Below are 24666 nucleotides of genomic sequence, written 5' to 3'. Positions count from 1 at the left end.
CAACCGTACATTGATCGCTTTGCCGTGAAAGGAAACGGGGCCGTAGACGAGAAACAACCTGCCTCGCGGCACCAAAAAAAAACGCGCCGAAGGCGCGTTTGAACGTCATTACACGGTTATTCCACTGTGATCGTCAGGGATCGATCAGTGCGTCTTCTTCGACTGTTCCACCGCATCACCCGCAGCCTTCTCGGTCTTGCCGGCTGCCTGTTGCAGATTGCCCTTGGCCTGCTGCGCCTTGTCACCAGTGACCTTACCAACGACTTCGTTGACCTTGCCCTTGACTTGGTCCTTGATGCCTTCCGTTTGTGCCTTGTTCATGAAAGTCTCCTGTCTATCGTTGCGAGAGGCCCTGCTGGCCTTTCTGAGAATAGATTAACAGGCACACCAAAAAAAAATGTCCTACACGCTCTGATACGCACGTAGGACACCACCGACGCCCTTTTGGCGGCGCAGCATTACAACTGTATTACGAGGCAACACCACCAACCCCTGTTTATTTCCGATTCTTACAAATCGCCTGATCCAGATTCATTTACGCAACAACGGGTCTGCATTCGTCAGTTATCCTTGAACGCCTGTGACAAACGCGCCCAGGCAGGCCTGGGTATGAACCGATGCTCGATATCCCGTGTAGTGTCCTGTTGATTGACGACGATGCCGCATTGCGTGCCTTGATGGAGACCTTCTTCACGTCGGGCCAGATCCGCGTTGCGACGCAGCCGGATGCCACCGACCTGTCGGGACACGTTGCGCGACTGCGTCCGTCAATCGTCGTACTCGACCTCATGATGCCGGGCGTGGACGGCCTGCAGGCATTGCGCGCGCTACGCGCATCCGGCGACGCCACCCCGGTAATCATGCTGACCGCCCGTGATGAAGGTGTAGACCGTATCGTCGGGCTCGAATCCGGTGCCGATGACTACGTCGGCAAGCCCTTCATGCCACAGGAACTGCTGGCGCGGATACAGGCGGTTTTACGTCGCCATCGTCATATCCCGGAACTCGCTGCACGTCACTCCCAAACAGATGGCACTGTGCCGTGGCCAGCGCACGAAACGGTGCGCGCACCACTCGCCACGACGGCGCATTCTTATCCAGTGATGGCGCAAAGCGCCGCGCAATTCTGCTTTGGTCGGTTCACCCTCGATTTCGTGATGCGAAGACTGCAACGCGACGGCGAAACGATTCGACTGACCAATAGTGAATTCACATTATTAAGCGTATTAGCACGTCATCCGCACGAGGCATTGTCCCGACCAAGGCTATTGTCGCTATGGCATGGCGGCCATGCAGCGGCAAGCGAACGCGGCATCGACGTTCCAATATTCAGGCTACGCCGAATCTTGGAACGTGATCCCGCGCGTCCGGAAATTATTCAGACGATTCGTAATGCGGGCTACATGTTCGTACCGCCTCCGATGGAACAAGATACATCGCACGCAGACCGCGCGACCTTACATGCGCCGGGAGCCCTGCAATGAGCAGTCGGCCCGCGTTGCCACGCATCAACAGCCGCCTGCGACGAGGCATCAAACGCCTGAACACCGTTTTTGTTCGTTACGCGCTACTGGCGATCGTTCTACTGATGCTGACCCAGTGGATCTGGATTTTCGTGGTCGGCCGACAACACGCCCGAATCGAGGCTACGCACATTGCCCGCGTGTCGGCGGTCGTCTATGGCGCCGCAACCAGCAACAGCGGGCCGAAGTTGTCCGAGGCACAACAAGACGCGATGGCCGCAACATTGCGCTTCAACTTTGTCGACGCCGGACCGAATGGCTATCCGCCGGGCTGCCCAGACGGGTGCGCCGATACAACCGATGACGTGTTCGGTCAGTTGCGCGGCCAACTCCCCCCGGACAGCCGCGTCGTGCTTGACAAGCATACATCGCAAATCTGGCTACGCTACGGCGACGCGAAACGATGGCTGCGCGTGCCGGTTGATTCGCCGGCGGTTGAACGTCTGATTGGCGCGTCGGCGATGATGCTCGCACTGGCCGTCGCGTTCGCGTTGCTGGGCGCGTGGCAAATTCAACGGCCGTTGCGTCGCTTGGCCCGTGCGGCGCGGGATCTGCGCATCGGCATCCGCCCCGCACCGGTCGTCGCCGCCGGACCCAGCGAAGTCAAAAGCTTGATCACCGACTTCAACCAGATGACACGCGACATCTGTGATGCGGACCAGGAACGGGCCATCATGCTGGCTGGCGTGGCGCACGACCTGCGCGCGCCACTGGCGCGAATGCAAGTGCGTGCAGCACTGATTGGCGACGACCGCATGCAACACGGCTTTCTCAATGACACCGCCGCGATGTCACGCATCGTCTCGCAATTCCTGGCATTTGCCGGCAGCGAGTCCAATCGTGCGCAGGGTGATGGCACGCTCACGACGACGATGGGCGGCCCCGGCATCGAATTAACCTCGGTCGATGTCTTATGCGAGCAACGATATGGTCGGGAAGACGCATCCGGAGTCGTCGTGGCGGAATCCCATGCGCCCGCCGCTGACGACGCGCGTGATGCGAGCGACCCAGCGCACGAACCGCCCCTGATTCTCGTCGATCTCCAGGCGGGGGCCTCGTTCAAATTACCGACCGTTGATATCGACCGCATTTTGTCGAATTTGATCGAGAACGGCTTTGCCTACGGCGCCCCTCCCTTGGTTATCGAGACACGCCGTGCCGCTGGATGCTTCACGCTTGCGGTTCGCGATCACGGCCCCGGCATTCCGCAAACCGATATCGAACGGGTGCAACGCCCCTTTGTTCGGCTCGACGCGGCCCGTGGCGACAGCGCCCACTCCGGCCTGGGCCTGGCCATCGTTCGACGCTTGGCACGTTCCTACGACGCCGACATGACGCTTACGAATGTGCGTAAAAACCAAGGTGGCGGACTGCGCGTCTCGCTGTCTTTCCCTATGCGTTGATCAGAGGCGTGGCCATCGGCGGCATCGCTGCTTCTTCTTTCTATTTCCTTTTATTACACCTGGTAACGGCCGACTAAGCTTCTGTAAGGCTCTATCCTGTAATCTTCGCTGTTTAGCTGGTCAGGGTCTGCCTGGCCAGCCGGGAGGCCCCTGACGCGCGGCAGCCCGGAAAGCTGCACTCATGCCGAGAGGGGGCGTTAGCCGTATGCAATTCGAATCAAAAAAGACCACGCAGCGTCGTAACCACTATGCGACGCTACTTGCCAGTTGTGTCGCCGTGGCGGCCACACTGTCCGGCTGCGGCAAATCCACGTCGCAATCCATGCCCGGTGGCCCACCACGCCAGGCACCCACTGTCACTGTTCAAACGCTTCAGCCGCGCAGCATCACGATTGTCGACACGTTATCGGGACGCTTGTCAGCCTTCGAAGATGCCGATGTGCGTCCCCAGGTAGACGGGATCGTGCAAAAACGCCTTTTTACGGAAGGGGCAACCGTCAAAGCCGGGCAACCGCTTTACCAGCTCGACCCGGCAAGTTACCAGGCCAGCTATGACACCGCTCGCGGCACCCTGCTGAAAGCAGAAGCAACCGCACGCGCGGCGGAAATCACTGCCCAGCGTTATCAAGCGTTGATAAAAATCAACGGCGTCAGCCAACAGGACCTCGAGAACTACGTCGCCTCGGCGCGCGAGGCAGAGGCCGACGTCATCTCCGACCGCGGCTCGTTGGAAACGGCACGCGTCAATCTGGCGCGCACCCGGATCGTCGCGCCGATCAGCGGACGCATCGGCAAGTCGTCGGTGACGGCGGGCGCCTTGGTCACTGCGGACCAGACCACGGCACTCGCGACGATCCAGTCGATCGACACCATGTACCTCGATGTGACGCGCTCCAGTGCCGATGGTCTGCGCCTGCGCAAGGCGATTGCGGCGGGACGCATCACACCGGCATCGGCCGCCGTGACATTGACCACCGAAGACGGGGCGGAATATCCGATAAAGGGCACGTTGCAGTTCTCCGATATTTCGGTGGACACCACCACTGGCTCGGTGACACTGCGCTCGGTCTTCCCGAATCCGCAACATGAACTGCTGCCAGGCATGTTCGTCAGCGCCTCTTTCAGCGAAGGCGTTCAAGACAATGCCCTTCTCGTGCCCCAATCCGTGGTGACGCGTGGCCCTGGTGGCCAGTCAACGGTATTGATCGTGGACGGCAATAACAAGGTTGTCAGCCGGAACGTCAGCGCGGATACCGCTTATGGCAACCAGTGGATCGTCACAAAGGGATTGCAGGCAGGGGACCGTGTGATCCTCGACGGATTGCAGTCTCTCGGCGCCGGCATGACGGTGAAGCCGGTCGAGCAACAGGCCGTTCCAGCCACGTCGGCGTCCGGCCCAGAGGCTGCTTCGGCAGCAACCGCTCCGCTTCCTACCAGTAGTGCCAGTGCCGTCAGCGGTACCGGCACGACGTCGCACTAAGGAGGCGAGATGTCCCGATTCTTTATTCACCGGCCTATTCTCGCCTGCGTTTTTGCGATCGTCATCATGATGCTGGGGGGGGCGGCCGTGATGACGCTCCCCGTGGAGCAATATCCCACCATCGCGCCACCCACGATCAAGATCACGGCCACGTATCCGGGCGCATCAGCCGATACGGTCGCCACCACGGTTACACAGGTGATTGAACAGGACTTGAGCGGCCTGGATAATCTGCTGTACATGTCATCGACGAGCAGCTCGGCCGGAACCTCGCAGATCACGCTCAGCTTCAAGGCCGGGACAAATGCCGACGTTGCGGCAATGCAGGTTCAGAACAAGGTTCAGGAGGCAAACGCATCGCTACCTACCGCCGTGCAGAACCAGGGCGTTCAGGTCTCGAAAGCCAGCAGTAGTTTCTTGATGATGGTGTCGCTATCGTCCACCGATGGCAGCATGAACGATGTGGATCTCGGCAATCTGATTGCTACCCGCATCGAGGACCCGCTGACGCAGATCAGCGGCGTGGGCGACGTCAAGCTGTTCGGTGCGCAACACTCAATGCGTATTTGGCTTGATCCGCGCAAGCTCCGCAGCTACGGGCTGATGACAAGCGATGTGACTACTGCAATCACAAATCAGAACACGCAGTTGTCTCTCGGCCAGATCGGTGGCACGCCTGCAACCAGTCAGCAAGTCATCAACGCCACGATCACCTCCAAAGGCATCCTGAAAAGTACCGGTGACTTTGGCAATATCCTGCTTCGCGTCAATACCGACGGTTCGCGCGTCTATCTCAAGGATGTGGCGCGCATCGAGGTCGGCGGCGATTCGTACGATACGACATCACGCGTGAACGGCAAGCCTGCGGCAACGCTGGCCGTGGAAATGTCGACCGGCGCCAACGCGTTGAACGTAGCGAAGGCCGTGAAGGCGAAGATGGCGTCCTTGCAGAAGCAACTGCCGTCAAGCGTGGCCATCGACTACCCTTACGACACGACGCCATTTATCTCGATATCGGTCAGCGAAGTGGTCAAGACGCTGGTTGAAGCCGTGGTATTGGTGTTCTTCGTCATGTACCTGTTCTTGGGAAGCCTCCGGGCCACCATCATCCCGACCGTCGTAGTGCCCGTCGCGCTGCTCGGCACGTTCGGGTTGATGTCCGTGTTTGGCTTTACGATCAACGTCCTGTCGCTGTTCGCGATGGTGCTGGCGATCGGTCTTCTAGTCGATGACGCGATCGTCGTCGTGGAAAACGTCGAGCGGATATTACGCGAAGAGCGGCTTAGCCCGGCGAAAGCCACGGCAAAGGCAATGGGGCAGATCGGGGGCGCGTTGGTCGGCGTCACGGCCGTCCTGGTCGCGGTATTCATACCGATGGCTTTCATGTCCGGGTCGACTGGTGCGGTATATCGGCAATTCTCGATCACCATCACCGCGGCAATGGTCCTGTCCGTGGTGCTCGCGCTGACGTTGACACCCGCGCTCTGCGCGGCGCTGTTGAAACCGGCAAAGGACGAACATCATCGGAAAGGCTTCTTCGCATGGTTCGATCGCAAGTTTGAAAATGGCAGTCGACGCTATAGCGGTTGGGTTAGCGGACTGATCGCCCGCCCGCTCCGGTCATTCCTTGCGTATGGGGTGATCTGCGTCATTGCCGGTCTTATGTACTGGAAATTGCCGAGTTCATTCTTTCCGACGGAAGATCAAGGCTTTTTCATTACTGCCATTGCCCTGCCACCCGGCAGCTCCGCAAACCAGACCGACGTCGTAACCCGTCAAGTCGAGGATTACTACCTGAAGACCCCGGGCGTGGATAAGATCATCATGCTGGGTGGATTCAGCTTTAACGGCTCCGGTCAGAACAACGCAATGGCTTTCGTTCGGCTGAAGGACTGGAGCGAGCGTAGCGGAAAAGAGTCGGCGCAAGCTCTCATCAACGCCGCGAACCGCCATTTCTTCGGCCAGAAAGCCGCCCAGATTTTTGTCATGAATCCGCCCGCCATCCAGTCGCTCGGGAATTACAGCGGACTCGACTTCGAGCTGGAAGACCAAGCCGGCGCGGGCGCCACGGCGTTGGCGAAGGCCCGTGAGGAGTTGGTCGCCGCCGCGGCGAAAAATCCCTTGCTCGGTACGGTCCGATCACAAGGCATGGCCGATCAACCGCAATATGAAGTCGATATCGATTATCTCAAAGCGGCGGCGATGGGCGTCACTGCGGCGAACATCAACGACACATTGCAGACTGCATTTGGATCTTCGTATGTCAACAACTATGTCGATACGGGCCGCATTCAGAAGGTGTACGTTCAGGGCGACGCGCAATATCGCATGATGCCGTTCGACATCGGAACCTGGTATGTGATGTCTACGGCATCCACGAATAGTTCGAACGCAACGTCCAGCACCACGTCGTCGTCCTCGTCGACCTCCTCCAGCTCATCGAGTACGTCGACCAGCAGCACGACGAACTACGATTCCGTAATGGTGCCCTTCTCCGCTTTCGCAACCGGGCACTGGACCTATGGCTCGCCGCAAATAGAGCGATACAACCGTGTGCTGGCGTCGGAAATGTCCGCGCAAGTACCTGATGGGGTCAGCTCGGGTCAGGCAATGGACGAGATCGAAAAACTGGTGGCGAAGCTGCCCCAGGGCATCGGCATGGAATGGACCGGCGAGTCATATCAGGAAAGCCTTGCGGGTTCACAGGCGATGTATCTGTACGCGTTGTCGCTTGTCGTGGTTTTCCTATGCCTTGCCGGCTTGTACGAAAGCTGGTCGGTTCCCATCTCGGTCATCCTCGTGGTGCCGTTAGGCATTGTCGGTGCGTTGGCGGCAGCCCATTTACGAGGGCTCGATGACGATATCTATTTCAAGGTCGGGTTATTGACGACGGTCGGCCTGGCCACCAAAAATGCGATTCTGATTGTCGAATATGCAAAGACCCTGCAAGAGCAAGGGCGTGGCTTGATCGAATCGGCGATCGAGGCCGCGCATCTCAGATTGCGTCCCATTCTGATGACATCACTGGCATTCGGCTTTGGTGTGCTGCCGATGGTACTTGCCTCCGGTGCCGGCGCTGCAAGCCGCCAGGCTCTTGGGACTGGCGTACTCGGTGGCATGATCGCTGCCACGGTGCTGGCGGTGCTGCTTGTCCCGGTGTTTTTCGTCGTGGTAAGACGCTTCTCCGGCAAAACGGTTGCTACCTCGCATGCGGAACAGGATGACGAAGATGATAGCGACGGCACGCACCACGACGGCCCGGAGAACGCGCTCGGCGAAAACGGCCGACGGGAGCAAACATGATGCGTATGAAAAATAGCTTGAAAATGGCTCAACCTAACGCACTCGGCGCCAAGGGCAGCGGCGCGACGTACGTGTGGCGCAAAAGCGCACGATGCGCAGCGCTCACCCTCGCCGGAATCACCACAGCGATGATCATGGCGGGCTGCAGCATGGATCCGACTTATCATCGGCCTGCTGCTCCCATGTCGACACAATATGATCCGTCCGGCGGTGTGGCCACCGTTCGTGGCACGGCGGGGCAGCCCGCACCTACCGCGCGTCTCGCGGCCGACGAGGCGAGTACGAACAACGACCAGACCACTGCCCCCGTTCTCGCTGACTGGCAAGCGTTCATGCTCGATCCGTACTTGCGCCAGTTGATCACGTTGACACTGCAGAACAACCGCGATCTGCGGGTGGCCGCCTTGCAAGTCGCCGAATACGAAGCGCAGTACCGCATTGCGCGTGCGGACCTGGGGCCGTCCATCAGCGTCACGGGGACGAACACCCGATCACACTCGTCAGGCGTGACAAGTGGCTCGAGTGACGTCAGCTTGGGGATGTCTTCGTGGGAGATCGACTTCTTCGGACGGTTGCGTAGTTTGAAGCGCCAGGCGTTGGAAAATTACCTGTCGACAGATGCAGCGCGCCGCAGCACACAGCTCAGTCTGGTCTCGACTACCGCCACGGACTATCTGACCTGGCTGTCGGACCGCGCGTTGTTGAACGTCGCACGCAAGACGATGATCTCCAACCAGGAGACGTATGAAACAACGCTAAAGGCGGCGCAGCTCGGCAACGAAGCCATGGAAGACGTGCAAGAAGCGCGCACGTCATTGAGCAGCGCTAAATCGAGCGTGGCCTCGTATGAGCGCGCGGTGGCGCAGGATCGTAATAACTTGATCGCCGCGATCGGCGCACCGCTCCCGGAGGGGTTTCCCGACGACCGGGCATTGGACGATGGTTTGCTGTTCGCCAACATACCGGCCGGACTCCCCTCCGAGTTGCTGATAAGACGGCCGGATATCATGGAAGCCGAGCATGCGCTGAAGGCTGCGAATGCCTACGTCGGTTCCGCACGCGCCGCATTTTTCCCAAAGATTTCGCTGACCGCCAATGCTGGCACGAGCAGTTCGCAGTTGTCGCAGCTATTCAAGGCCGGTACGGGAGCGTGGACTTTCGAACCATCGATCTCCGTCCCCATATTCAGTTTCGGTGAATTAAAGGCGTCGCTCGATGTGGCCAAGGTCGAAAAGGAGATCGAGGTCGCGGATTATGAGAAAGCGATTCAGACAGCATTCAAGGAAGTGTCGAATGCGCTGGCCGGGCGTGCGACATACGACGAGCAACTCGCGGCGGATGAGGAGTATGTCGATGCGGCGCAAAAGTATTACGACACGGCACTTGGCCGCTATAAAGCCGGACTGGATAGTTTCCTCACCCTGCTGACGGCGCAAAGAACGCTCTATACCGCGCAAACGCAGTTGATCTCCGACAGGCTTAGTCAGCAATCGAATCTGATAACGCTTTATACCGCGTTGGGTGGCGGGTGGAGTGCTGATGCTCACGCCGAATCATCGCCGGTGCAGATGACTGTTGATGAAAAAAAAGCACCGTGAGTATGATGGTGGATCGCAAAGCGGCCATCACAACAGCGTATTGACCCCGTCCGCAGGTTGAAGCGGCGGATGCGGCACCGGCTGTCTGCCGTACCCTTGATTATTACATTTCACTTAAATTATATTTCATAAAACTAACATAACAGTTCTGTCTAGCCTTGAAATGATGCTGCTACAGGAATAAGTTGTTCCATACGGTATGATGGCGGTCGATCGATGATCTCCGCCTGCGTTGGCACGCCCGCAACACGCCGGCCCTCGTGGAGAGATGCGTTATTTATTCCTACACAGGGTCGGCTTGCTGCCACATAAGGGCATGTCGATGCCTCTATTTCGTACGGCAAATCATGCTGAGAGCTTTTTCGAGCAGCGTCGTTCGTCCTGATATCAGGCAGCGTTTTCACGTTGACTCCCTGTCGCAGCAACGCCAGTTCTGTACAACAATGATGTCATACGCGGTGCTGGCCTTTGTCTTCGCCACCCTCGTTAGACAGATGACGCAAGACACGGCAGGCTACGTTGCCTATCGCCTGCTCTGCGCCATCGTCATGGGAGCGCTCGTTTTTCTGCTTTCACGCGCGCACAGACCCGCTCAGTTCGGCGTTATTGGAACCGCCTTCATGCTGGTGCTCGAATGCGGCATGTGGCTGAATGCCATCAACGCACATGATCCGCTATGCTGGATACTGCCGAGCGCGGTGATGATTCCAGTCGTTGCGGCGCCGCTCTGGCTCACCCCCTTGCATTTCATCGTCGGCACAGCAAGTTTCTACGGCATCGGTTTCGCCCTGGTCAACACGCTGGATCTCCGTCACGATGCTGCAATATTTTGCTTTTTCTGGGGCATAGTCGGTGTCTCGGCCTGCGTACTTTTTGAGGCTGGCTTTTATCGCTTCCGTTTGCATCATTTCCAACTGAAGCGACGTCTCGATGATCTGGTAAAAGCGCAGCAAGCGGCGTCGGTTGACGCTATGCCGTCATCCACGCCTTGCTCTTGGGCAGGCATCGAACTCAAATCACATTTTCAACCCTTATTCAGTTTATCGCATCAGAAGGCCGTTGGTTTCGAAGTGCTGCTGCGTGGGTACGGTGCCGATGGCACGCCGATATCGCCGCCTCATATTTTCGGCGCTGATCCGAAAGCCGATCTTACCGCCCTTGATCGCCTGACGCAGCGGCTGCATCTGAGTAACGCACACGATGCGCTGCCCGATGGCGCGTGGCTCTTTTTAAATGTTCTGCCTCAGACTTTCATCTTGCCCGGTCATCCGGAATTCCTGGAAAACCTTGTCATCCATGCCGGACTGGCGACGGCGAACATCGTGATTGAAGTCCTCGAATCGCAGGATGGCGACATCATCGCGCTTTCGGAAGCGGCAGCGCGCTATCGCGAGAGAGGTTTCCAGATCGCGATCGACGATTTTGGCGCCGGTCATTCCAACCTCGACCGCCTGCTTCGTATTCAGCCGGACATCGTCAAGCTGGATGGTGGGTTGATTCGTGCACGGTGTCGCTCCACAAAACAGCCGCTGCTGCCATACCTCGTGTCCTTGCTACATAACGTCGGCATGTTGGTCGTGGTGGAGGGCGTCGAGACAACGGCGGATCTGATCCTCGCGGTAGAATCAAACGTCGATCTCGTCCAAGGCTACCTGCTCGGGCAGCCTGACACGGCCGCGAACATCACCGTATCGGATAGTGCCGAGCGCGTCGAGCAAGCATTCCAGCAGGTCGGGGATATGCATGGCGCGCAACGCAGGACGTATGAAACGCAGCTGCAACCCTATTTGTCGGCCATGCGTCGCTCCGTAGAGCAATTGCGGGCAGATGGACATCCCTTTCCGGGGTTCCACGCGCTGCCAATGCTCGAACTGCCATTATGCTATGGCTGCTACCTGCTGGACGCTTCGGGGCGGCCGGTGTTGGACCCGGCCTTCCCTGGCAATCGTCCACCACCGGCCCCGCGGTTTCCACCGATGGCAAGTAATTGGGATGCCCGCTGGGATAACAAGCCGTTTTTCGTCGCGGCGCTTGCCACGATCGGACACCCAGTTTTCAGTCAACCGTATCATTCCTTGACCAGTGGTCGCGCATGCGTGGCGCTGGCGTGCGCTATCCCGCATCAAGACCAATTGCTGGTCCTCGTGACCAAGCTCGACTGGACATCCCCATCACTCGCCTGGCCGGTCGCCACGCCGCTGTAAGCACGGCCTGGCGACCGGCGTGTGTGTATATGGAACTCGCCTCTTTTTAGCGTTACACAACCGCCATCACAGTGCATCGAGCAGGGTGGTCATGTTGATGAACGCAGACGCCACTGGCGATTTACGACGCTGGTCCTTGAATATTGAGACAGCACTCGGAATTACGCTAAGCGCTACCGAGAACGGTGCATTTGCCCTGCGGACCAAAGGGCACGCCATGCTAAGCGTGGAAGTCGCGCCGCATCATCACGCCCTGATCCTGACCGGGCAGATCGGTACGGCGGATGACAGCATAAGTCACCGCAGCCTGAAGGCGTTGCTGGCGCTGAATATGTCACCGGGCCTATCCGGCACGAGCTGCATAGGAATGGCGCCCGAGAACAACGCCTTGCTGATGCGTTTGATATGGATACCTCCGGAAACCGCTTGGAACGAAGTCGCCTTTACCGCTGTGCTTACCGCCTTCGCGGAGCATGTGGACGCCTTGTCGATGTCGCTGATCAACGGAGAAATAAATAGCATTCTAGACGTTTCGCGAAATTTGCCACCTGAGGCCCACTCGCCTCAGTTCGCTTGACACGAGACACCCATGCCAATCAACGGAACGTCGTCTGTCCAGTGGACTGTCGATACGACCGCAGCACTCACGCCATCGACAAGCGCGGCGGTCATGACAGGCTTGTCGAGCACCATCGAGGCAGTTGGTATCGACAGTACCACCCTTCGCAGCTTCATCGATACCGCGGGCATGCTGAAAAACGGCGGTCTCGCCCTGACGAATGCTTACGGTTCCGTGTCCTCTTTCAAGCAATGGATGCAAGGGGGACCGCCCCTGTCAGGCAACGCGCTTGCCACAATGGCGCATGGACTGAATGCCATGGCGGTGCTCGACCAGGTGGCTGGCAACACCGCCGGACTCGCGAACTATACCGATATGGCAGGCGGATTGGTCAATGCGTCGAAGATGATCGCGGGCCTGCAAAAAGGCGATATGGCGCAAGTGCTTTTCTCCGGCGCAAAGCTGTGCGCGACGCTCGCACAAACCGGCAGTCCAATCGCGGCGGTCACCATTTCGATAGCTGAACAAGCCTATAATCTTTATGGTAGATAAAAAGTAGACATCCCGTGATGAGAGGCACGATGCGAATATATCACTCGCGATGGATTATCCTACCTTGACAGCTAATGGATGCGCAAAATACTGAATATGCGCAGGCCAAGCCCCGTGATGCGCCGAGAACGCGAGCCGGGCACTGATACGCTCCGCATTCGTATCACCGGCTTGCGCCATCAACACGCCATCTGCGTCGATCTGCCCCACTGTGCGTGCGGCATCGGCGCGCACGACACCGATATGTCCAGGACGATGCGGATCAGGGGAAGGGTAAGACGCCACAACCAGATATCCCGCATTCGCCAGCGCTTGGGCATTCACAGCCGAGGCCACCGGCAGCCAACCCGCTTGCCGCCCCTGGCCGCTCCCAAACCAAGCCGTTTGCGCGGAAGCCAGTAGAACCTGGGAGTGCGCAGGTGGCCGCAGCATGTAGATGCCTAGCCGTTGGCCGATGGCGGCGACGTACGCGCTGCAATGTGTGCCTTTCGGATAACGCTGCGCGTAGCGCGCTTCGCTTTCCTCCGAACGGTCTGGCAACCCGGTATCCCACGCAATATGTTCGCCTTTGCGCCAGCGATGCGTGACATCGGAGGTGTCGATGACCGATAGAACATCCGCCGCACGCGCACTGACCGGACCGCAACACGGCCCTGTTCGCGAAATGGGCGACACCGGGACGGTGGGACCCATGGAGGCGTCGTTCATGCCGTCCGGCGTGAGCGTCGGCGCGGTGGCCGATGCCATCCGCGTCATATCCTGATCAAGGGGCGTTGCACCGCATGCGCAAACGAACAAGCCCGGGATCGCACATGACAGGCATTTCTTGAAAAAAGATGAGACGCGACGTATTGAGTACGAGGTCATGGTCCGAATAACGATGATGACGCTACGACGTTGATTGCCCTGTTTTGCCCGGACGCTGCGCTTTTGACTTAAGATCCCGACGACGAATCATCATCCAAGGACAGAGGAATTTCAATATGACAGGTGATGCCGTCTTGGCCGAATGTCAGTTGTGTATTCGCGCGAAGCGTGTATTTCAATGCTTTTTCGATCAACTCGCGACCAAATCCAACCTTCTTGTCATCAGGCACTTTTTGCAATCCGGTCTCGACCCAGTCAATCACCAGTAGCGGTTGAACCGCATCCTGGGATACGATATGCCACGAAAGCGCAAGACGCGCATTTTCATCGCCAAGTGCGCCATACTTCACGGCATTGGTCGCCAGTTCGTGCAACACCAGTGCGATCGTCTGAATATTTCTGAATCCAAGCGGTACCATCGGGCCGCTCAACGTAATCCGACCGCTATCCCCCACCCCGAGTGCATCGAATTCAAGACGGATGATCTCGCTGATATCCACCAGGTTGCCCTCGACCTTGCCGATCATTCCCTGAAGCCGGCCGAGCGCCGCCAGGCGGCTGGTGAAGGTCTCCAGCGTTCGGTCAGAGGCTAACGTCTGTTGCGCGATGGACTGAATCACCGCAAGCAAGTTGCGCGTGCGATTTTGCAGTTCCGCGATCAGCACATCTTGCCGTTGTTCTGCATGAACCATCCCGGTGATGTCGACGAACGAGATGACCACGCCGTCGGACTTTCGCTCACCATCTCGATAAGGTGCAAGTCGCACCAGAAAATGCCCTGCGCCATCGTGACTGCTTGCCTGACGTTCCAATGGCTCATCACTGGTGAAAACAGTGTCGATATCCGACTGCAGATCCGGCAAGTTCAGACGACTTACCAATTCAGTAATGGGACGGCCTCGATCCACGGCACGGATATGGAATATCCCCGCCATCGCTGGCGTAAATGAGCGAATGACGAGATGCCGGTCCAGGAATACGGTGGCAACGGACGTGCTTTCGAAGAGATTCTGCAAATCGCTGTTCGACCGGTCCAAGGCGTCGATCTTGCCATTTAATTCGAGATTAACCGTGTGCAATTCTTCATTTAGGGAAACGAGCTCCTCTTTCGAGGCCTCGAGTTCTTCGTTCGACGACTGCAACTCTTCATTGACGGAGACCAATTCCTCATTGGAAGACTTCAACTCTTCCAATGCCGTCTCATACTCCTCCATCATCGATTGCAGGCGTTCGCGCGTATCACGTAATTCCTTCTCGTACTGCACCGCGGTTCCGTCGTGCATGGCTTGCGCACGCATGACGGCCTCTTCGCGCGTCAGTACTGGGCCCTGGTCCTCGAACACGACCAGATACAAGCGATCTTCCTGGAAGGGTTCGTCGAATGGTTGAACACTCAGGTTCGTGACTTGAACCAGACCGTCCTCGCCCTCGACCACCACGCCCTCCCGCGTCACTGCTTGCCCCGACTCCACCGCTTCTCGAAAAACCGCTCGTAATTCGATACCCAGTCCTCTTCGCGCCATTGCGAACAACTGCCGGGTAGGTACGCCAGGTGCCGCTTCGAGGTACTTTCCAGTGCGGCTCGAATAATAAACCACGTCAGCATCACGGGTAACAAGCACGTGAGGCGGCGTGAAGCGATCCAGCATATGGCTGTCGACAGCCAGACGAAGAGACGCACCACCCAGCGGTGGTCGACTGGGCGTAAGTGATGCCAATTGCCCAACCTTCAATGTTGTAACCGCCGACGGCAAACGAACGTGCGGCGAAACAGTAGCACGTCGCTTGAAAATCCGATGCTTCTTTTCCACCGCCACAAACAAATCGTCGAACTGACTGACGTTTTCGGATGTCCCCAAAAACAAATAACCGTCGGGGCGTAGTGCGTAATGAAACGTTGGGATGACCTGGTTCTGGACCTCTGTCCCGAAATAAATCAACAAATTACGGCACGACACGAGGTCGATCCGGGAAAACGGTGGGTCGCGCAGAACACTATGCGGAGAAAAAACGCAGAGGTCACGTACCTCCTTTGCCACCACCAATGTACTGCCGTCCTGAACGAAGAAGCGGCGACGGCGTTGTTCGGAAACACCCTCCAACAACGGGAGTGGATAGCGCGCGGACCGCGCGATAGCTAGCGCCTGATCATCAATGTCGGTTGCAAAAATTTGTACCCGGGGAGCGTGGTCGAGATTTTCCATCTTCTCCCGAAGCAGCATGGCGATCGAATACACCTCCTCACCGGTCGCACAACCGGGCACCCAGACCCGCACCGTATCCTGTGAGCCACGCCCCTCGAGCAATTTCGGAATGACCGAGTCGGCCAAGGCGGCGAATGCCGTGTCATCCCGGAAAAACGCTGTTACGTTGATCAGGAGATCGCGGAACAGTGATGCCACCTCTTTTGCATCATCGTTCAGTCTCGCGACGTACGCTTCAGTCGTCTGGATTTCAAGTACTTGCATGCGACGCTGTACGCGTCGTAGAAAGGTCTTCACCTTGTAGCCGCTGAAATCATGCCCGACCTGATTGCGCAAAACCGCATAAATTGCGAATCGCGCGTCGTTGTATGCGGTGGCCTCGGTATCGGCACTCAGCTTCTCGCCAAGTTCGATCGTACCTGCGGCCAGTCGCGCAAGTTTTCCGCCGATTTCATCGGCAGGCAATGCGAAATCGACTACACCACTTGACAGCACGCTGGATGACCTCGCTGCAGGCTGCGGTCCGTTCCCGTCGATGATCGCCGCGAACGTCAGCCCACCGCTCTCCTTGATCGCACGGCATCCGAGCGTGCCGTCTGATCCTTCTCCTGAAAGCAGCACGCCAGCCGAACGTTCCCCCACATCGGCGGCCAGGGAGGCGAAAAACACATCGATGGGATGACGCTCGCGCGGCCCCTCGATCTGCTGCACAGTTTGCAAGGTTCTGCCGGACAGACTCACTACCGCGGCATGCCCCGTCACATAGACGTTGTTTATTTCTACCGGCATACCATCGGTGATCGGATGGACCGCCATGTTTGTAAAGCGCGCCATGGTTTCGGCAAGTGAGCCGTGGTGAGCAAACGCCTCGGACATAACAATTATTACCGCGAGGCTCGGCTCCGGCGGCATGTCGCCGAAAAATGCCTCTAGCGCCTCAACCGCCCCAGTCGAAGCGCCCACGCCAACAATCAGAAAATCCTCGCGGGTCGTCATCGTTGTGCTCTCATCCTTGACATAACCTGGTTGCCGCGCCGACGGAACAGGTCTGTCCGGTCAGATAATGGCCGACGGTGCGATTGAAGTTGCAACTGATTCTCTCACATGTTGTGGTGACACAACGTAATTCAAACCAGAATGTCGTTCGATTTTTCCGAAGGTCACACGCCACGGGGTAATAGGCGCGATGCAGTTGTCCGATTGCCATTTGGCGGCCACCACGTATCAAATACGCACATGGCCGCAATAACAAGCGGGCGACAGGGCAATGCATCAAGCCTAGACAAGCACACGGTCGCAGGCGTCGAAAGCCCCTCGTAGAAATCATCCAATGCTTCGCTAAATACCGCGCTGCATGTATCTCCGTATGGCGCGCTTTCCTGTGCCTAATAAAGAGCGCGTCATTGTGAAGCAAAATTGCGTGCCATTTTGCGCTCCAAACGCCGGCCACGCGGTGCGACCGCACTATCCCGCTTCACGTAGTCACGTAGTCACGCGTTCGATCTCGCGTTCGACGGCAGCACCGGTCTTTCTCGACGAAACCTCGATGGCACCTGATCGGGCAGAACAGAAATGCCCGGTTTCGCGGCAATGCGGTATATCGAAATTCATATAAGACCAATAACAAGACCTATTTTTTTTCTTAAAAATGGTCCGCAAAGATAGTGGCGCCCGACCCGATTCACACAACACCAAAAGCTATTGGTCGCCAAGACATCGTCTGGCCTCTTTTTAGCCCATCCAGGAGAACTCATGAATATTGCCGCCTGCGCGCGTCATCTTGCAGAGAAAGCACGTTACGCCAATGTCGCGCTTGCTGCATTGGCTATTGTTGCGGTCGGGGTCGCCGCGCCGGCGTCGGCGCAATCGAATGTCACGCTCTATGGACAAGTCGACGAATGGGTCGGCGCGACGAAGTTCCCGTCGAACCAAACGTCGTGGAACGTCGGGGGCGGCGGCATGTCCACGTCGTTCTGGGGCATGCAGGGCGCCGAAGATCTCGGCGGTGGGTATAAAGCCGTGTTCACGTTGGAAAGTTTTTTCCGTGCACAGAACGGCCAATACGGTCGATTTTCCGGCGATACGTTTTTCGCGCGTAATGCCTATGTCGGTATCGACTCGCCCTACGGCAAAGTCACAGCCGGCCGCCTGACCACGCAACTGTTCGTATCGACCATTCTTTTTAATCCTTTCGCGGATTCCTATACGTTCTCCCCGATGGTGGCCCATGTGTATCTCGGCCTGTCGACATTCCCGACCTACACGACAGACCAGGGCGCCGTAGGGGATTCTGGCTGGAATAACGCGGTACAGTATCAATCCCCCAATTACAACGGTCTGACCGGCGCCGCAATGTACGCATTCGGCAACACCGCGGGGGAAAGCGGTAAAAAGAAATGGAGCGCGCAATTGCTCTATTTCCATGGTCCTTTCGCCGCCACGGCCGTCTATCAATATGTGAATTTCAACACCACCCCAGGCGACATCGGCAGCATCGTGAGCGGCAACGTAACCGTGCTAGGGCTGCGAAGCCAGGGAATCGCGCAGGTGGGCATGACCTATGACCTCAAGTACGTGAAGTTTTATGGCCAGTACATGTACACGGCGAACGCGCAAGATAGTGGCAGTTGGCACGTCAACACCTTGCAAGGCGGTATAACGGCTCCTATCGGGCTAGGCAGCGCGATGGCTTCCTATGCCTATTCTCGAGATACCGGCGGATTGAACCAGACACATTCGACCTGGTCTGTTGGATACGACTACCGCCTGTCGAAATCGACTGACGTCTATGTGGCGTATATGTATGACCACTACGACAATATGTCGACCGGAATGACGTATGGCGCAGGTATCAAAACCAAATTCTGACGTCCCGCAGCATAGGCTGGCATCGCCTCCGGCGCCCGTCACCGCTTCCCCGGCAGACCACTGCACGGCCAGGTCCGGCACGGGGGTTGCCGGCAGCGGATACCAAACAACGTCACTGCTGCTGCCCGCATTGCTTTTTACAACACGTCATCGTTCATTTTGAGATTTATTTAAACGCACCAAGTACGTATAGTCAGGGTAGATCCCACGTGACCGGAAACAGATCCCCTTCAGTACGAATGTCCAGGACAAACATGAACGTCGATCTCGCGCACCTCACTCCGCCAATTCGTAGCACCTTCGTTCCAGACGACTGGTCCATCCTGGCGCAGCACTGGTATCCCGTTGCAATTGCCAGCGATATCGGCGACGCGCCGGTGTCCGCGATGTTGTTGGATGAACCACTGGTGCTCTACCGCACGAATGGCAGCATCATCGTCGCACGCGATGTGTGCCCGCATCGCGGCGTTCCACTCAGCATGGGCAAGCGTGATGGCGAGACAATCACCTGCGCGTACCATGGCTTAAAGTTTGGCGCGAAAGGCCGTTGCGTACATATCCCGGCCAATCCTTCCGCGGTGATCGCGGCGAAGCTGCAATTGATCACCTACCCTGCCGTAGAGCGCTACGGTCTGATCTGGACTTGTCTGGCAAAACGCGGCAGCACCGAAGTTGCCGAAAACGATACGGCCGGCGCACCTGACATTCCCGTTATGCCACATTGGGACGAGGCGGGCTTTCAGCAAATCAATTGCCCTGTGTTTGACATCGCCGGCTTTGCCGGACGTCAAATGGAAGGCTTCTTGGATGTTGCGCATTTCGGCTGGATTCACACCGGCACCTTCGGCGATCCAGAAAACACCGAAGTACCGGCCTACTCACCTGTAGTCACCGATAAGGGCTTTATCGTGGACTATCGCAGCAATGTCGGCAACTATCCGGTGGGCGCGGACAAGCCCATTCCAGAGGGCTATGAATGGCTGCGTCATTTCGAAGTTCATCTCCCTTTCACCGCGACCTTGACGGTGCATTTTCCCTGTGAAGGCCGACTGGTCATCATGAACGCGGCGTCTCCGGTATCGGCGCGCAAAACCCGTCTCTTCGCGCCGATCGCTCGCAACTTCGATCTGGATCTTCCAGTGTCGGCGGTACATGAATTCAACCGACGTGTCTTCGAAGAGGACCGTTGGATCGTAGAGGCGCAACGTCCCGAGTGGTTGCCGCTCGATCCGTCATTTGAAGCGCATATCCCAGCGGACCGTAGCTCCATCGCTTATCGCAAGGGCCTGCGAGGCATGGGCCTGAGTACGTTCTTCACCGCCTGATAGAGAGGGCGCGCCCTTCAAACGACGCCGGCTAACATTTTTCGCGATGTCGGCGTTAGCGATTCGCCCATGAATATAAGATGAAGCGCGACCCGCACCTCGCGACTCATCTTATCGGGCCGCCATCGATCGTCTTGTGTAGACCGGCAATGACATCAGCGCCCGTTTCCGCGCGTAACGCGTCATACCACGCCTGCGTCTGCACAGGATCGTCCCCATGGATCACGGCGGCCCGCTTGCGCGCGCGCTCCACGATGTCGTGCACGCGCGGCAAGCGCTGTTGTTCGTAGTGCCGTAACGCAGCGACAATGTCACCGACATGTTCGCCGTCCAAGGCCCGCGCAAGCACCCAGGCGTCCTCCAGCGCCTGACAGCCGCCTTGCCCCAGGTCGGGCGCCATTGCGTGCGCCGCATCCCCGATCATGACGACGCGACGATCGGCCAACCGAGGCACCGGGTCCGTATCGTGTATGGCAACGTTCGCGATTACCGCCGGGTCCATGCGCTCGATCAGATACCGTACCGGTGGCGCCCAGCCGTCGAAATGGTCACATAACACGCGGCGATGGCGCTCCGGGTCAACTTGCTTTGGAAACGCGGCCTCGCCCGCCAACGACGCGGTGCCGTCTGGCGCGATCTGCCGACGTTCCATCTCGATACCCAGGACGGACGGGTCAGAAAGCGGAACATCGAAGAAAAAATAAAACGCATCGCCGCCCATCGGCATCAGAGAGACGCGTCGATGATCGCCGACGAACTGCGTCCATTCATCGGCAACCCCGAGTTCCGGCGCGATGCGGATGCGGCCATTCCAATTGACATAGCCGCGATACCGTCTCGAAATCACTTGCCCGGCTACCTGATCGCGTAATCGCGAGCGACTGCCATCGGAGACAACGAAGAGATCCGCACGATGTGTCGACCCGTTCGTCAAATGAACGGTAACGCCCGCTCCGTCCTGCTCATATCGCTCGCACGTAGCGCCCAATTGCACGTGATGCGCACCCACGGCATCGAGCAACAACTGTTGCAACGCCATCCGCGCGATGGGCTTGGCACGCTCTTGCACTTTATCGTAAAGCGGCTGCAACGAGAATCGCGCCATCAGGCCGCCATCGCGATCATGATAGGACATCCGGTCCATCTTTCCCGCCGCGGCATCGAGAGGCGCCCCCACGCCCAAGGCGCGAAGCACCTTGACACCGTTTGGCCAAACCGAGATGGCGGCGCCTACGGGCCGCAATGCGCGCGTGCGCTCGAAAAGCCGCACACGGTGGCCCGCCTGCTGCAAGGCCAATGCAACACCAAGGCCGCCGATTCCAGCGCCCGCAACAATGATGTCCAGCGTGTTCTTCGCCATCCGCTCTCTTCGTTCATTGGTCTTTCAAATACCGTGTTGAAAAGCACGGGCCAGGTATGCGGTTCAGCTACCGCGATACGTGCTGTAGCTCCAGGGCGAAACAAGCAGCGGCACATGATAGTGCGCGGTCGGATCGGCAATCCCGAAGCGCAGGATGACAATATCGACGAAGCGAGGTTCGGACAGGTCACGCGTGGCTTCCACCGTCCGGAAATAATCACCGGCGGCAAAACGCAATTCATACGTGGCGGCGGTCAGCGCCGCGCCTTCCAGCAAGGGCGCGGCACAGCGGCCATCCGCATTGGTCAGAAAGGTGCCAATCATTTCATCTCCGCCTTGGGCGGTAATACGCGTGAGGCGGATTACCATGCCGGCTGCGGGACGCCCCGCGGCCGTATCAAGGACATGCGTTGTAAGCCTGCCGTTCACATCTTGCTCCTTTCGTGATGCCACGCATGATGGGCAATGTCCCATTGCATGACAACGCATGCCCTGCCCTATCGTACGATTTGCGGGGATCATACGACGGTTTCCGCCGACAACTATATCGTAGCGCTGAAGGAGGTTATTACGCGCGCGCGGGTTGCCATCGTATTTTTGAGACCTCAATGTTGCGCGGTGCCTGGCGTGATTGTCGGGCCACTTCCCTCTGCGACGCCGTAAGCCTTGCGCAAGGCTTGCACGACGTCACCGATCAACCCGCGCAACCACCGCACCTCATTGGAATGATGCACGCGTTCATGCCACAACTGATAGTAATGCATTGGCGGGAACGCGAGCGGTGCCGGCATCACGACCAGCGGCAACTGCTTGGCGTAGTAATCGGCGAACAAGCGGGTGGTGGTGAAGATCAGATCCGATTGAACCAAGGCGTAGGGGACGAGATTGAAATATGGGAGCGTGACCACGACATTTCGCTTCAGTCGTTCCTGGCCAAGAAACGTATCGATCGCGCCGCGCTTGCCTACCGTGTACGGGGTGGGTACGACATGCGGGGCCTTCAGATATTGCTCCATCGTCATCACGCCGCCGCGTGCGTACGGGTGAGAGGCACTCAACAGACAGACGATTTCATCGGTCAAGAGATTAGACAAATGCATCTGCTCGGGCGGTTCGGTCCAGTTGCCGATAATCACGTCCAGTTGCCCTGTCTCCAATGCTTGTTGATGATCATAGGCAGGCCCGAGCGAGTGCATTTCAAGGATGGCATGCGGAGCCGCTCGACGAAACTGCTCGACAATCATCGGCATGAACAGCGTATTCAAGTAATCAGGACACGCCACACGGAAACAGCGCGTCGATGTTGCGGGATCAAACACCGGCTGGTGATGGCAGATGCGGTCGATTTCCGCAAGCGCATTGCGCACCGGCTCGACCAACCACAGGCCGTGATCGGTGGGCACCATGCCCGCTTTGCCGCGCACCAGCAACGGATCACCGGTGATATCGCGCAATCGACGCAATGCGGCGCTGACCGCGGGTTGCGATTGGTTCAACTTGATGGCGGTACGGGTCACGCTGCGTTCGTTCAGCAGCGTGTGAAGGACCCGCAACAAATACGTATCGATTGCCTCTCGTTGCTGGCTCATGGTGTGTCTCGCTACAGGGCGGGCCGCGTACGGCGTGTCTTTTGGCGGTATGGTGAGCGCACGACCCGCGCATCCACCATATCGACATTGAAATGATAGTCCGGAGACATATACGGTATTGAGTATGAACAAAATTAGCGCGTCAAATGTCCATCCCGTTGGTACCGTACATGCGGCAAAGGATGGCAAGCCGTCGACGGCAGGGGCCGGGGCCGATCCCGGCGGCACATCGCCGCGCCTCGCATTGCGCGGCATCTCGAAACGTTATCCACTGGTGCGCGCCAACGATGGCGTCGACCTGACGGTCCAGCCAGGCGAGATTCATGCGGTAGTCGGGGAGAACGGCGCCGGTAAAAGTACGTTGATGAAAATTGTGTATGGTGCCGTTCAGCCGGATAGCGGCGGCTTATTCTGGGACGGCGAACCGGTAACGATCGGCTCACCCGCCGCGGCACGGCGTCTCGGCATCGGCATGGTGTTTCAGCACTTCGCACTGTTCGAGACACTGACCGTCGCCCAAAACATCGCCCTTGCGCTGGAAGCGCCATTTGACCTGCCCTCGCTGTCCAGACGCATTGCCAGGGTCTCGCAGGATTACGGTCTCGATATCGCTCCCCAGCGCCATATTCATGCACTTACCGTGGGTGAGCGACAGCGCGTGGAGATCGTCCGCTGCCTGCTGCAGTCGCCGCGCCTGTTGATCATGGACGAACCCACATCCGTGCTCGCGCCACAGGCGGTGGAAAAGCTGTTTTCAGTATTGCGCCGGCTCGCCGCCGAAGGCTGCAGCATCCTCTATATCAGCCATAAGCTCGACGAAGTCCGCACACTCTGCCACCGTGCGACAGTCATGCGCGGCGGGAAGGTGACCGGTGTCGTGTATCCCGCCGAGCACGGCGTTGAAAGCCTTGCATCACTGATGGTGGGCCGCGATATCCCTGCCTATCGCCGCGCGGGCGCACACGAACGCCTACTTGATAAAACGGACAATACCGTCACACGGCCGGTCGCCCTGCGGGTTCGTCATCTCAATGTGACCAATCCAGACCCATTCGGCGCACATCTGCAAGATGTCACATTATCCTTGCACGCAGGCGAGATTCTCGGTATTGCGGGCATTTCGGGAAATGGTCAGGCGGAACTGCTCGCCGCATTGTCCGGTGAAAAGGCCCTTGATCGCAATGCCGCGATCGATACGATTCAACTATGCGGCAAGCCGATAAGCCGGGCAGGCGTGAAGACGCGGCGAGCGCAAGGTCTGGCATATGTTCCAGAAGAACGACTGGGCCGTGGCGCCGTGCCCGCGATGTCGTTGACCGAAAACGCGGCACTTACCGACTCAGCCGACCGCAGCCCGCGCATGCTCGGAGCACGGTGGTTCGGCCGTTTTCGCCGCAGCGTTGCACGCGCTTGCGCCGCGCGCTGGATCGATGAATTCGATGTGCGATGCGGTGGCCCCAATGCACTGGCACAGAGTCTGTCCGGCGGTAACTTGCAGAAATTCATCGTCGGACGTGAGCTGACCCGAACGCCGCGGGTATTATTGGTCGCCCAGCCCACGTGGGGCGTGGATATCGGCGCGGCAACGCTGATACGCCAACGTCTGCTGGACATGGCCGCCCAGGGTACCGCGATATTGCTTGTATCTGAAGAGCTTTCCGAACTGTTCGCACTGTCGGATCGCATCGCCGTCATCGCGGCCGGCCGCCTGACCGAATCGTACGAGACGGCAGCGACCAGCCCCGAGGAAATTGGACAGTGGATGACCGCAGGAGGTTCGCGTTGAAGAATTGGCTCCCACGTCTGGAACCTCGCCCCATCCCGGCACGAA

17 protein-coding genes are annotated in these 24666 nt (G+C 58.2%); 11 read left to right on the top strand and 6 right to left on the bottom strand.

Annotated elements, in window-relative coordinates; genetic code table 11:
• Positions 1-144 precede the first annotated feature (144 nt).
• On the bottom strand, positions 145-321 hold the full coding sequence (locus SJQ66_RS07290; protein ID WP_024903306.1) for a CsbD family protein: 177 nt from the start codon (positions 319-321) through the stop codon (positions 145-147).
• Positions 322-617: 296 nt separating this feature from the next.
• Here SJQ66_RS07290 and SJQ66_RS07285 point away from each other — a divergent pair, with 296 nt between their 5' ends.
• From SJQ66_RS07285 to SJQ66_RS07250, 8 genes are all read left to right on the top strand, one after another.
• On the top strand, positions 618-1484 hold the full coding sequence (locus SJQ66_RS07285; RefSeq protein WP_320534140.1) for a response regulator: 867 nt from the start codon (positions 618-620) through the stop codon (positions 1482-1484).
• Complete coding sequence (locus tag SJQ66_RS07280) at positions 1481-2926, top strand: ATP-binding protein (protein WP_081764898.1); 1446 nt, start codon at positions 1481-1483, stop codon at positions 2924-2926. The genes SJQ66_RS07285 and SJQ66_RS07280 overlap by 4 nt, the downstream gene beginning before the upstream one ends.
• 205 nt (positions 2927-3131) lie before the next feature.
• Positions 3132-4406: an efflux RND transporter periplasmic adaptor subunit gene (locus SJQ66_RS07275; protein WP_320534139.1), complete on the top strand. Its 1275-nt coding sequence runs from the start codon at positions 3132-3134 to the stop codon at positions 4404-4406.
• A 9-nt stretch (positions 4407-4415) separates the two neighbouring features.
• Positions 4416-7709 (top strand): efflux RND transporter permease subunit, encoded by a 3294-nt coding sequence (locus SJQ66_RS07270; RefSeq protein ID WP_024903310.1) that lies wholly within the window; start codon positions 4416-4418, stop codon positions 7707-7709.
• Between the two features lie 128 nt (positions 7710-7837).
• Positions 7838-9307, top strand: a complete 1470-nt coding sequence (locus SJQ66_RS07265) for an efflux transporter outer membrane subunit (RefSeq protein WP_036009619.1) — start codon at positions 7838-7840, stop codon at positions 9305-9307.
• Positions 9308-9654: 347 nt separating this feature from the next.
• Positions 9655-11511, top strand: coding sequence for an EAL domain-containing protein (locus tag SJQ66_RS07260; RefSeq protein WP_081764899.1), 1857 nt, complete (start codon positions 9655-9657; stop codon positions 11509-11511).
• A 91-nt stretch (positions 11512-11602) separates the two neighbouring features.
• Positions 11603-12088 (top strand): type III secretion system chaperone, encoded by a 486-nt coding sequence (locus tag SJQ66_RS07255; RefSeq protein ID WP_024903313.1) that lies wholly within the window; start codon positions 11603-11605, stop codon positions 12086-12088.
• A gap of 12 nt (positions 12089-12100) precedes the next feature.
• Complete coding sequence (locus SJQ66_RS07250; RefSeq protein WP_024903314.1) at positions 12101-12622, top strand: hypothetical protein; 522 nt, start codon at positions 12101-12103, stop codon at positions 12620-12622.
• 54 nt (positions 12623-12676) lie between these two features.
• Here the strand turns inward: SJQ66_RS07250 and SJQ66_RS07245 are convergent, their stop codons facing one another.
• On the bottom strand, positions 12677-13369 hold the full coding sequence (locus SJQ66_RS07245) for a hypothetical protein (protein WP_157685004.1): 693 nt from the start codon (positions 13367-13369) through the stop codon (positions 12677-12679).
• Positions 13370-13557: 188 nt separating this feature from the next.
• The gene (locus tag SJQ66_RS07240; protein ID WP_320534138.1) at positions 13558-16689 is read right to left on the bottom strand and encodes a CheR family methyltransferase; all 3132 of its coding nucleotides are present in this window, start codon (positions 16687-16689) and stop codon (positions 13558-13560) included.
• Between the two features lie 756 nt (positions 16690-17445).
• On the opposite strand from SJQ66_RS07240, the gene SJQ66_RS07235 reads away from it, so the two are divergent.
• A complete protein-coding gene (locus tag SJQ66_RS07235) occupies positions 17446-18561 on the top strand; it encodes a porin (RefSeq protein ID WP_024903317.1) in 1116 nt (371 codons plus the stop codon).
• A 254-nt stretch (positions 18562-18815) separates the two neighbouring features.
• Positions 18816-19886: an aromatic ring-hydroxylating dioxygenase subunit alpha gene (locus tag SJQ66_RS07230; protein WP_320534137.1), complete on the top strand. Its 1071-nt coding sequence runs from the start codon at positions 18816-18818 to the stop codon at positions 19884-19886.
• A 106-nt stretch (positions 19887-19992) separates the two neighbouring features.
• On the opposite strand, the gene SJQ66_RS07225 is transcribed toward SJQ66_RS07230, so the two are convergent.
• From SJQ66_RS07225 to SJQ66_RS07215, 3 genes are all read right to left on the bottom strand, one after another.
• Positions 19993-21246 (bottom strand): FAD-dependent monooxygenase, encoded by a 1254-nt coding sequence (locus SJQ66_RS07225; protein WP_036009579.1) that lies wholly within the window; start codon positions 21244-21246, stop codon positions 19993-19995.
• Between the two features lie 63 nt (positions 21247-21309).
• Positions 21310-21720, bottom strand: coding sequence for a hydroxyisourate hydrolase (gene uraH / locus SJQ66_RS07220; RefSeq protein WP_046153270.1), 411 nt, complete (start codon positions 21718-21720; stop codon positions 21310-21312).
• Between the two features lie 131 nt (positions 21721-21851).
• Positions 21852-22835 (bottom strand): LysR substrate-binding domain-containing protein, encoded by a 984-nt coding sequence (locus tag SJQ66_RS07215; RefSeq protein ID WP_024903321.1) that lies wholly within the window; start codon positions 22833-22835, stop codon positions 21852-21854.
• A gap of 124 nt (positions 22836-22959) precedes the next feature.
• Between SJQ66_RS07215 and SJQ66_RS07210 the strand changes: the two genes are divergently transcribed.
• Positions 22960-24621, top strand: a complete 1662-nt coding sequence (locus SJQ66_RS07210) for an ABC transporter ATP-binding protein (protein WP_082102780.1) — start codon at positions 22960-22962, stop codon at positions 24619-24621.
• Positions 24622-24666: the final 45 nt, after the last annotated feature.

Origin of the sequence: Robbsia andropogonis (assembly GCF_034047095.1) — a bacterium.
Taxonomy (GTDB): domain Bacteria; phylum Pseudomonadota; class Gammaproteobacteria; order Burkholderiales; family Burkholderiaceae; genus Robbsia; species Robbsia andropogonis.
Note: the sequence above shows the minus strand (reverse complement) of the source record. Positions and strands in the feature narration are given on the sequence as shown.

What these genes read in the sequence shown, in the direction of transcription:
- SJQ66_RS07290 (WP_024903306.1), bottom strand. Translation starts at nt 321, where the DNA reads ATGAACAAGGCACAAACGGAAGGCATCAAGGACCAAGTCAAGGGCAAG.
- SJQ66_RS07285 (WP_320534140.1), top strand. Translation starts at nt 618, where the DNA reads ATGCTCGATATCCCGTGTAGTGTCCTGTTGATTGACGACGATGCCGCA.
- SJQ66_RS07280 (WP_081764898.1), top strand. Translation starts at nt 1,481, where the DNA reads ATGAGCAGTCGGCCCGCGTTGCCACGCATCAACAGCCGCCTGCGACGA.
- SJQ66_RS07275 (WP_320534139.1), top strand. Translation starts at nt 3,132, where the DNA reads ATGCAATTCGAATCAAAAAAGACCACGCAGCGTCGTAACCACTATGCG.
- SJQ66_RS07270 (WP_024903310.1), top strand. Translation starts at nt 4,416, where the DNA reads ATGTCCCGATTCTTTATTCACCGGCCTATTCTCGCCTGCGTTTTTGCG.
- SJQ66_RS07265 (WP_036009619.1), top strand. Translation starts at nt 7,838, where the DNA reads ATGATCATGGCGGGCTGCAGCATGGATCCGACTTATCATCGGCCTGCT.
- SJQ66_RS07260 (WP_081764899.1), top strand. Translation starts at nt 9,655, where the DNA reads ATGCTGAGAGCTTTTTCGAGCAGCGTCGTTCGTCCTGATATCAGGCAG.
- SJQ66_RS07255 (WP_024903313.1), top strand. Translation starts at nt 11,603, where the DNA reads ATGTTGATGAACGCAGACGCCACTGGCGATTTACGACGCTGGTCCTTG.
- SJQ66_RS07250 (WP_024903314.1), top strand. Translation starts at nt 12,101, where the DNA reads ATGCCAATCAACGGAACGTCGTCTGTCCAGTGGACTGTCGATACGACC.
- SJQ66_RS07245 (WP_157685004.1), bottom strand. Translation starts at nt 13,369, where the DNA reads ATGGCATCGGCCACCGCGCCGACGCTCACGCCGGACGGCATGAACGAC.
- SJQ66_RS07240 (WP_320534138.1), bottom strand. Translation starts at nt 16,689, where the DNA reads ATGACGACCCGCGAGGATTTTCTGATTGTTGGCGTGGGCGCTTCGACT.
- SJQ66_RS07235 (WP_024903317.1), top strand. Translation starts at nt 17,446, where the DNA reads ATGAATATTGCCGCCTGCGCGCGTCATCTTGCAGAGAAAGCACGTTAC.
- SJQ66_RS07230 (WP_320534137.1), top strand. Translation starts at nt 18,816, where the DNA reads ATGAACGTCGATCTCGCGCACCTCACTCCGCCAATTCGTAGCACCTTC.
- SJQ66_RS07225 (WP_036009579.1), bottom strand. Translation starts at nt 21,246, where the DNA reads ATGGCGAAGAACACGCTGGACATCATTGTTGCGGGCGCTGGAATCGGC.
- uraH (WP_046153270.1), bottom strand. Translation starts at nt 21,720, where the DNA reads ATGGGACATTGCCCATCATGCGTGGCATCACGAAAGGAGCAAGATGTG.
- SJQ66_RS07215 (WP_024903321.1), bottom strand. Translation starts at nt 22,835, where the DNA reads ATGAGCCAGCAACGAGAGGCAATCGATACGTATTTGTTGCGGGTCCTT.
- SJQ66_RS07210 (WP_082102780.1), top strand. Translation starts at nt 22,960, where the DNA reads ATGAACAAAATTAGCGCGTCAAATGTCCATCCCGTTGGTACCGTACAT.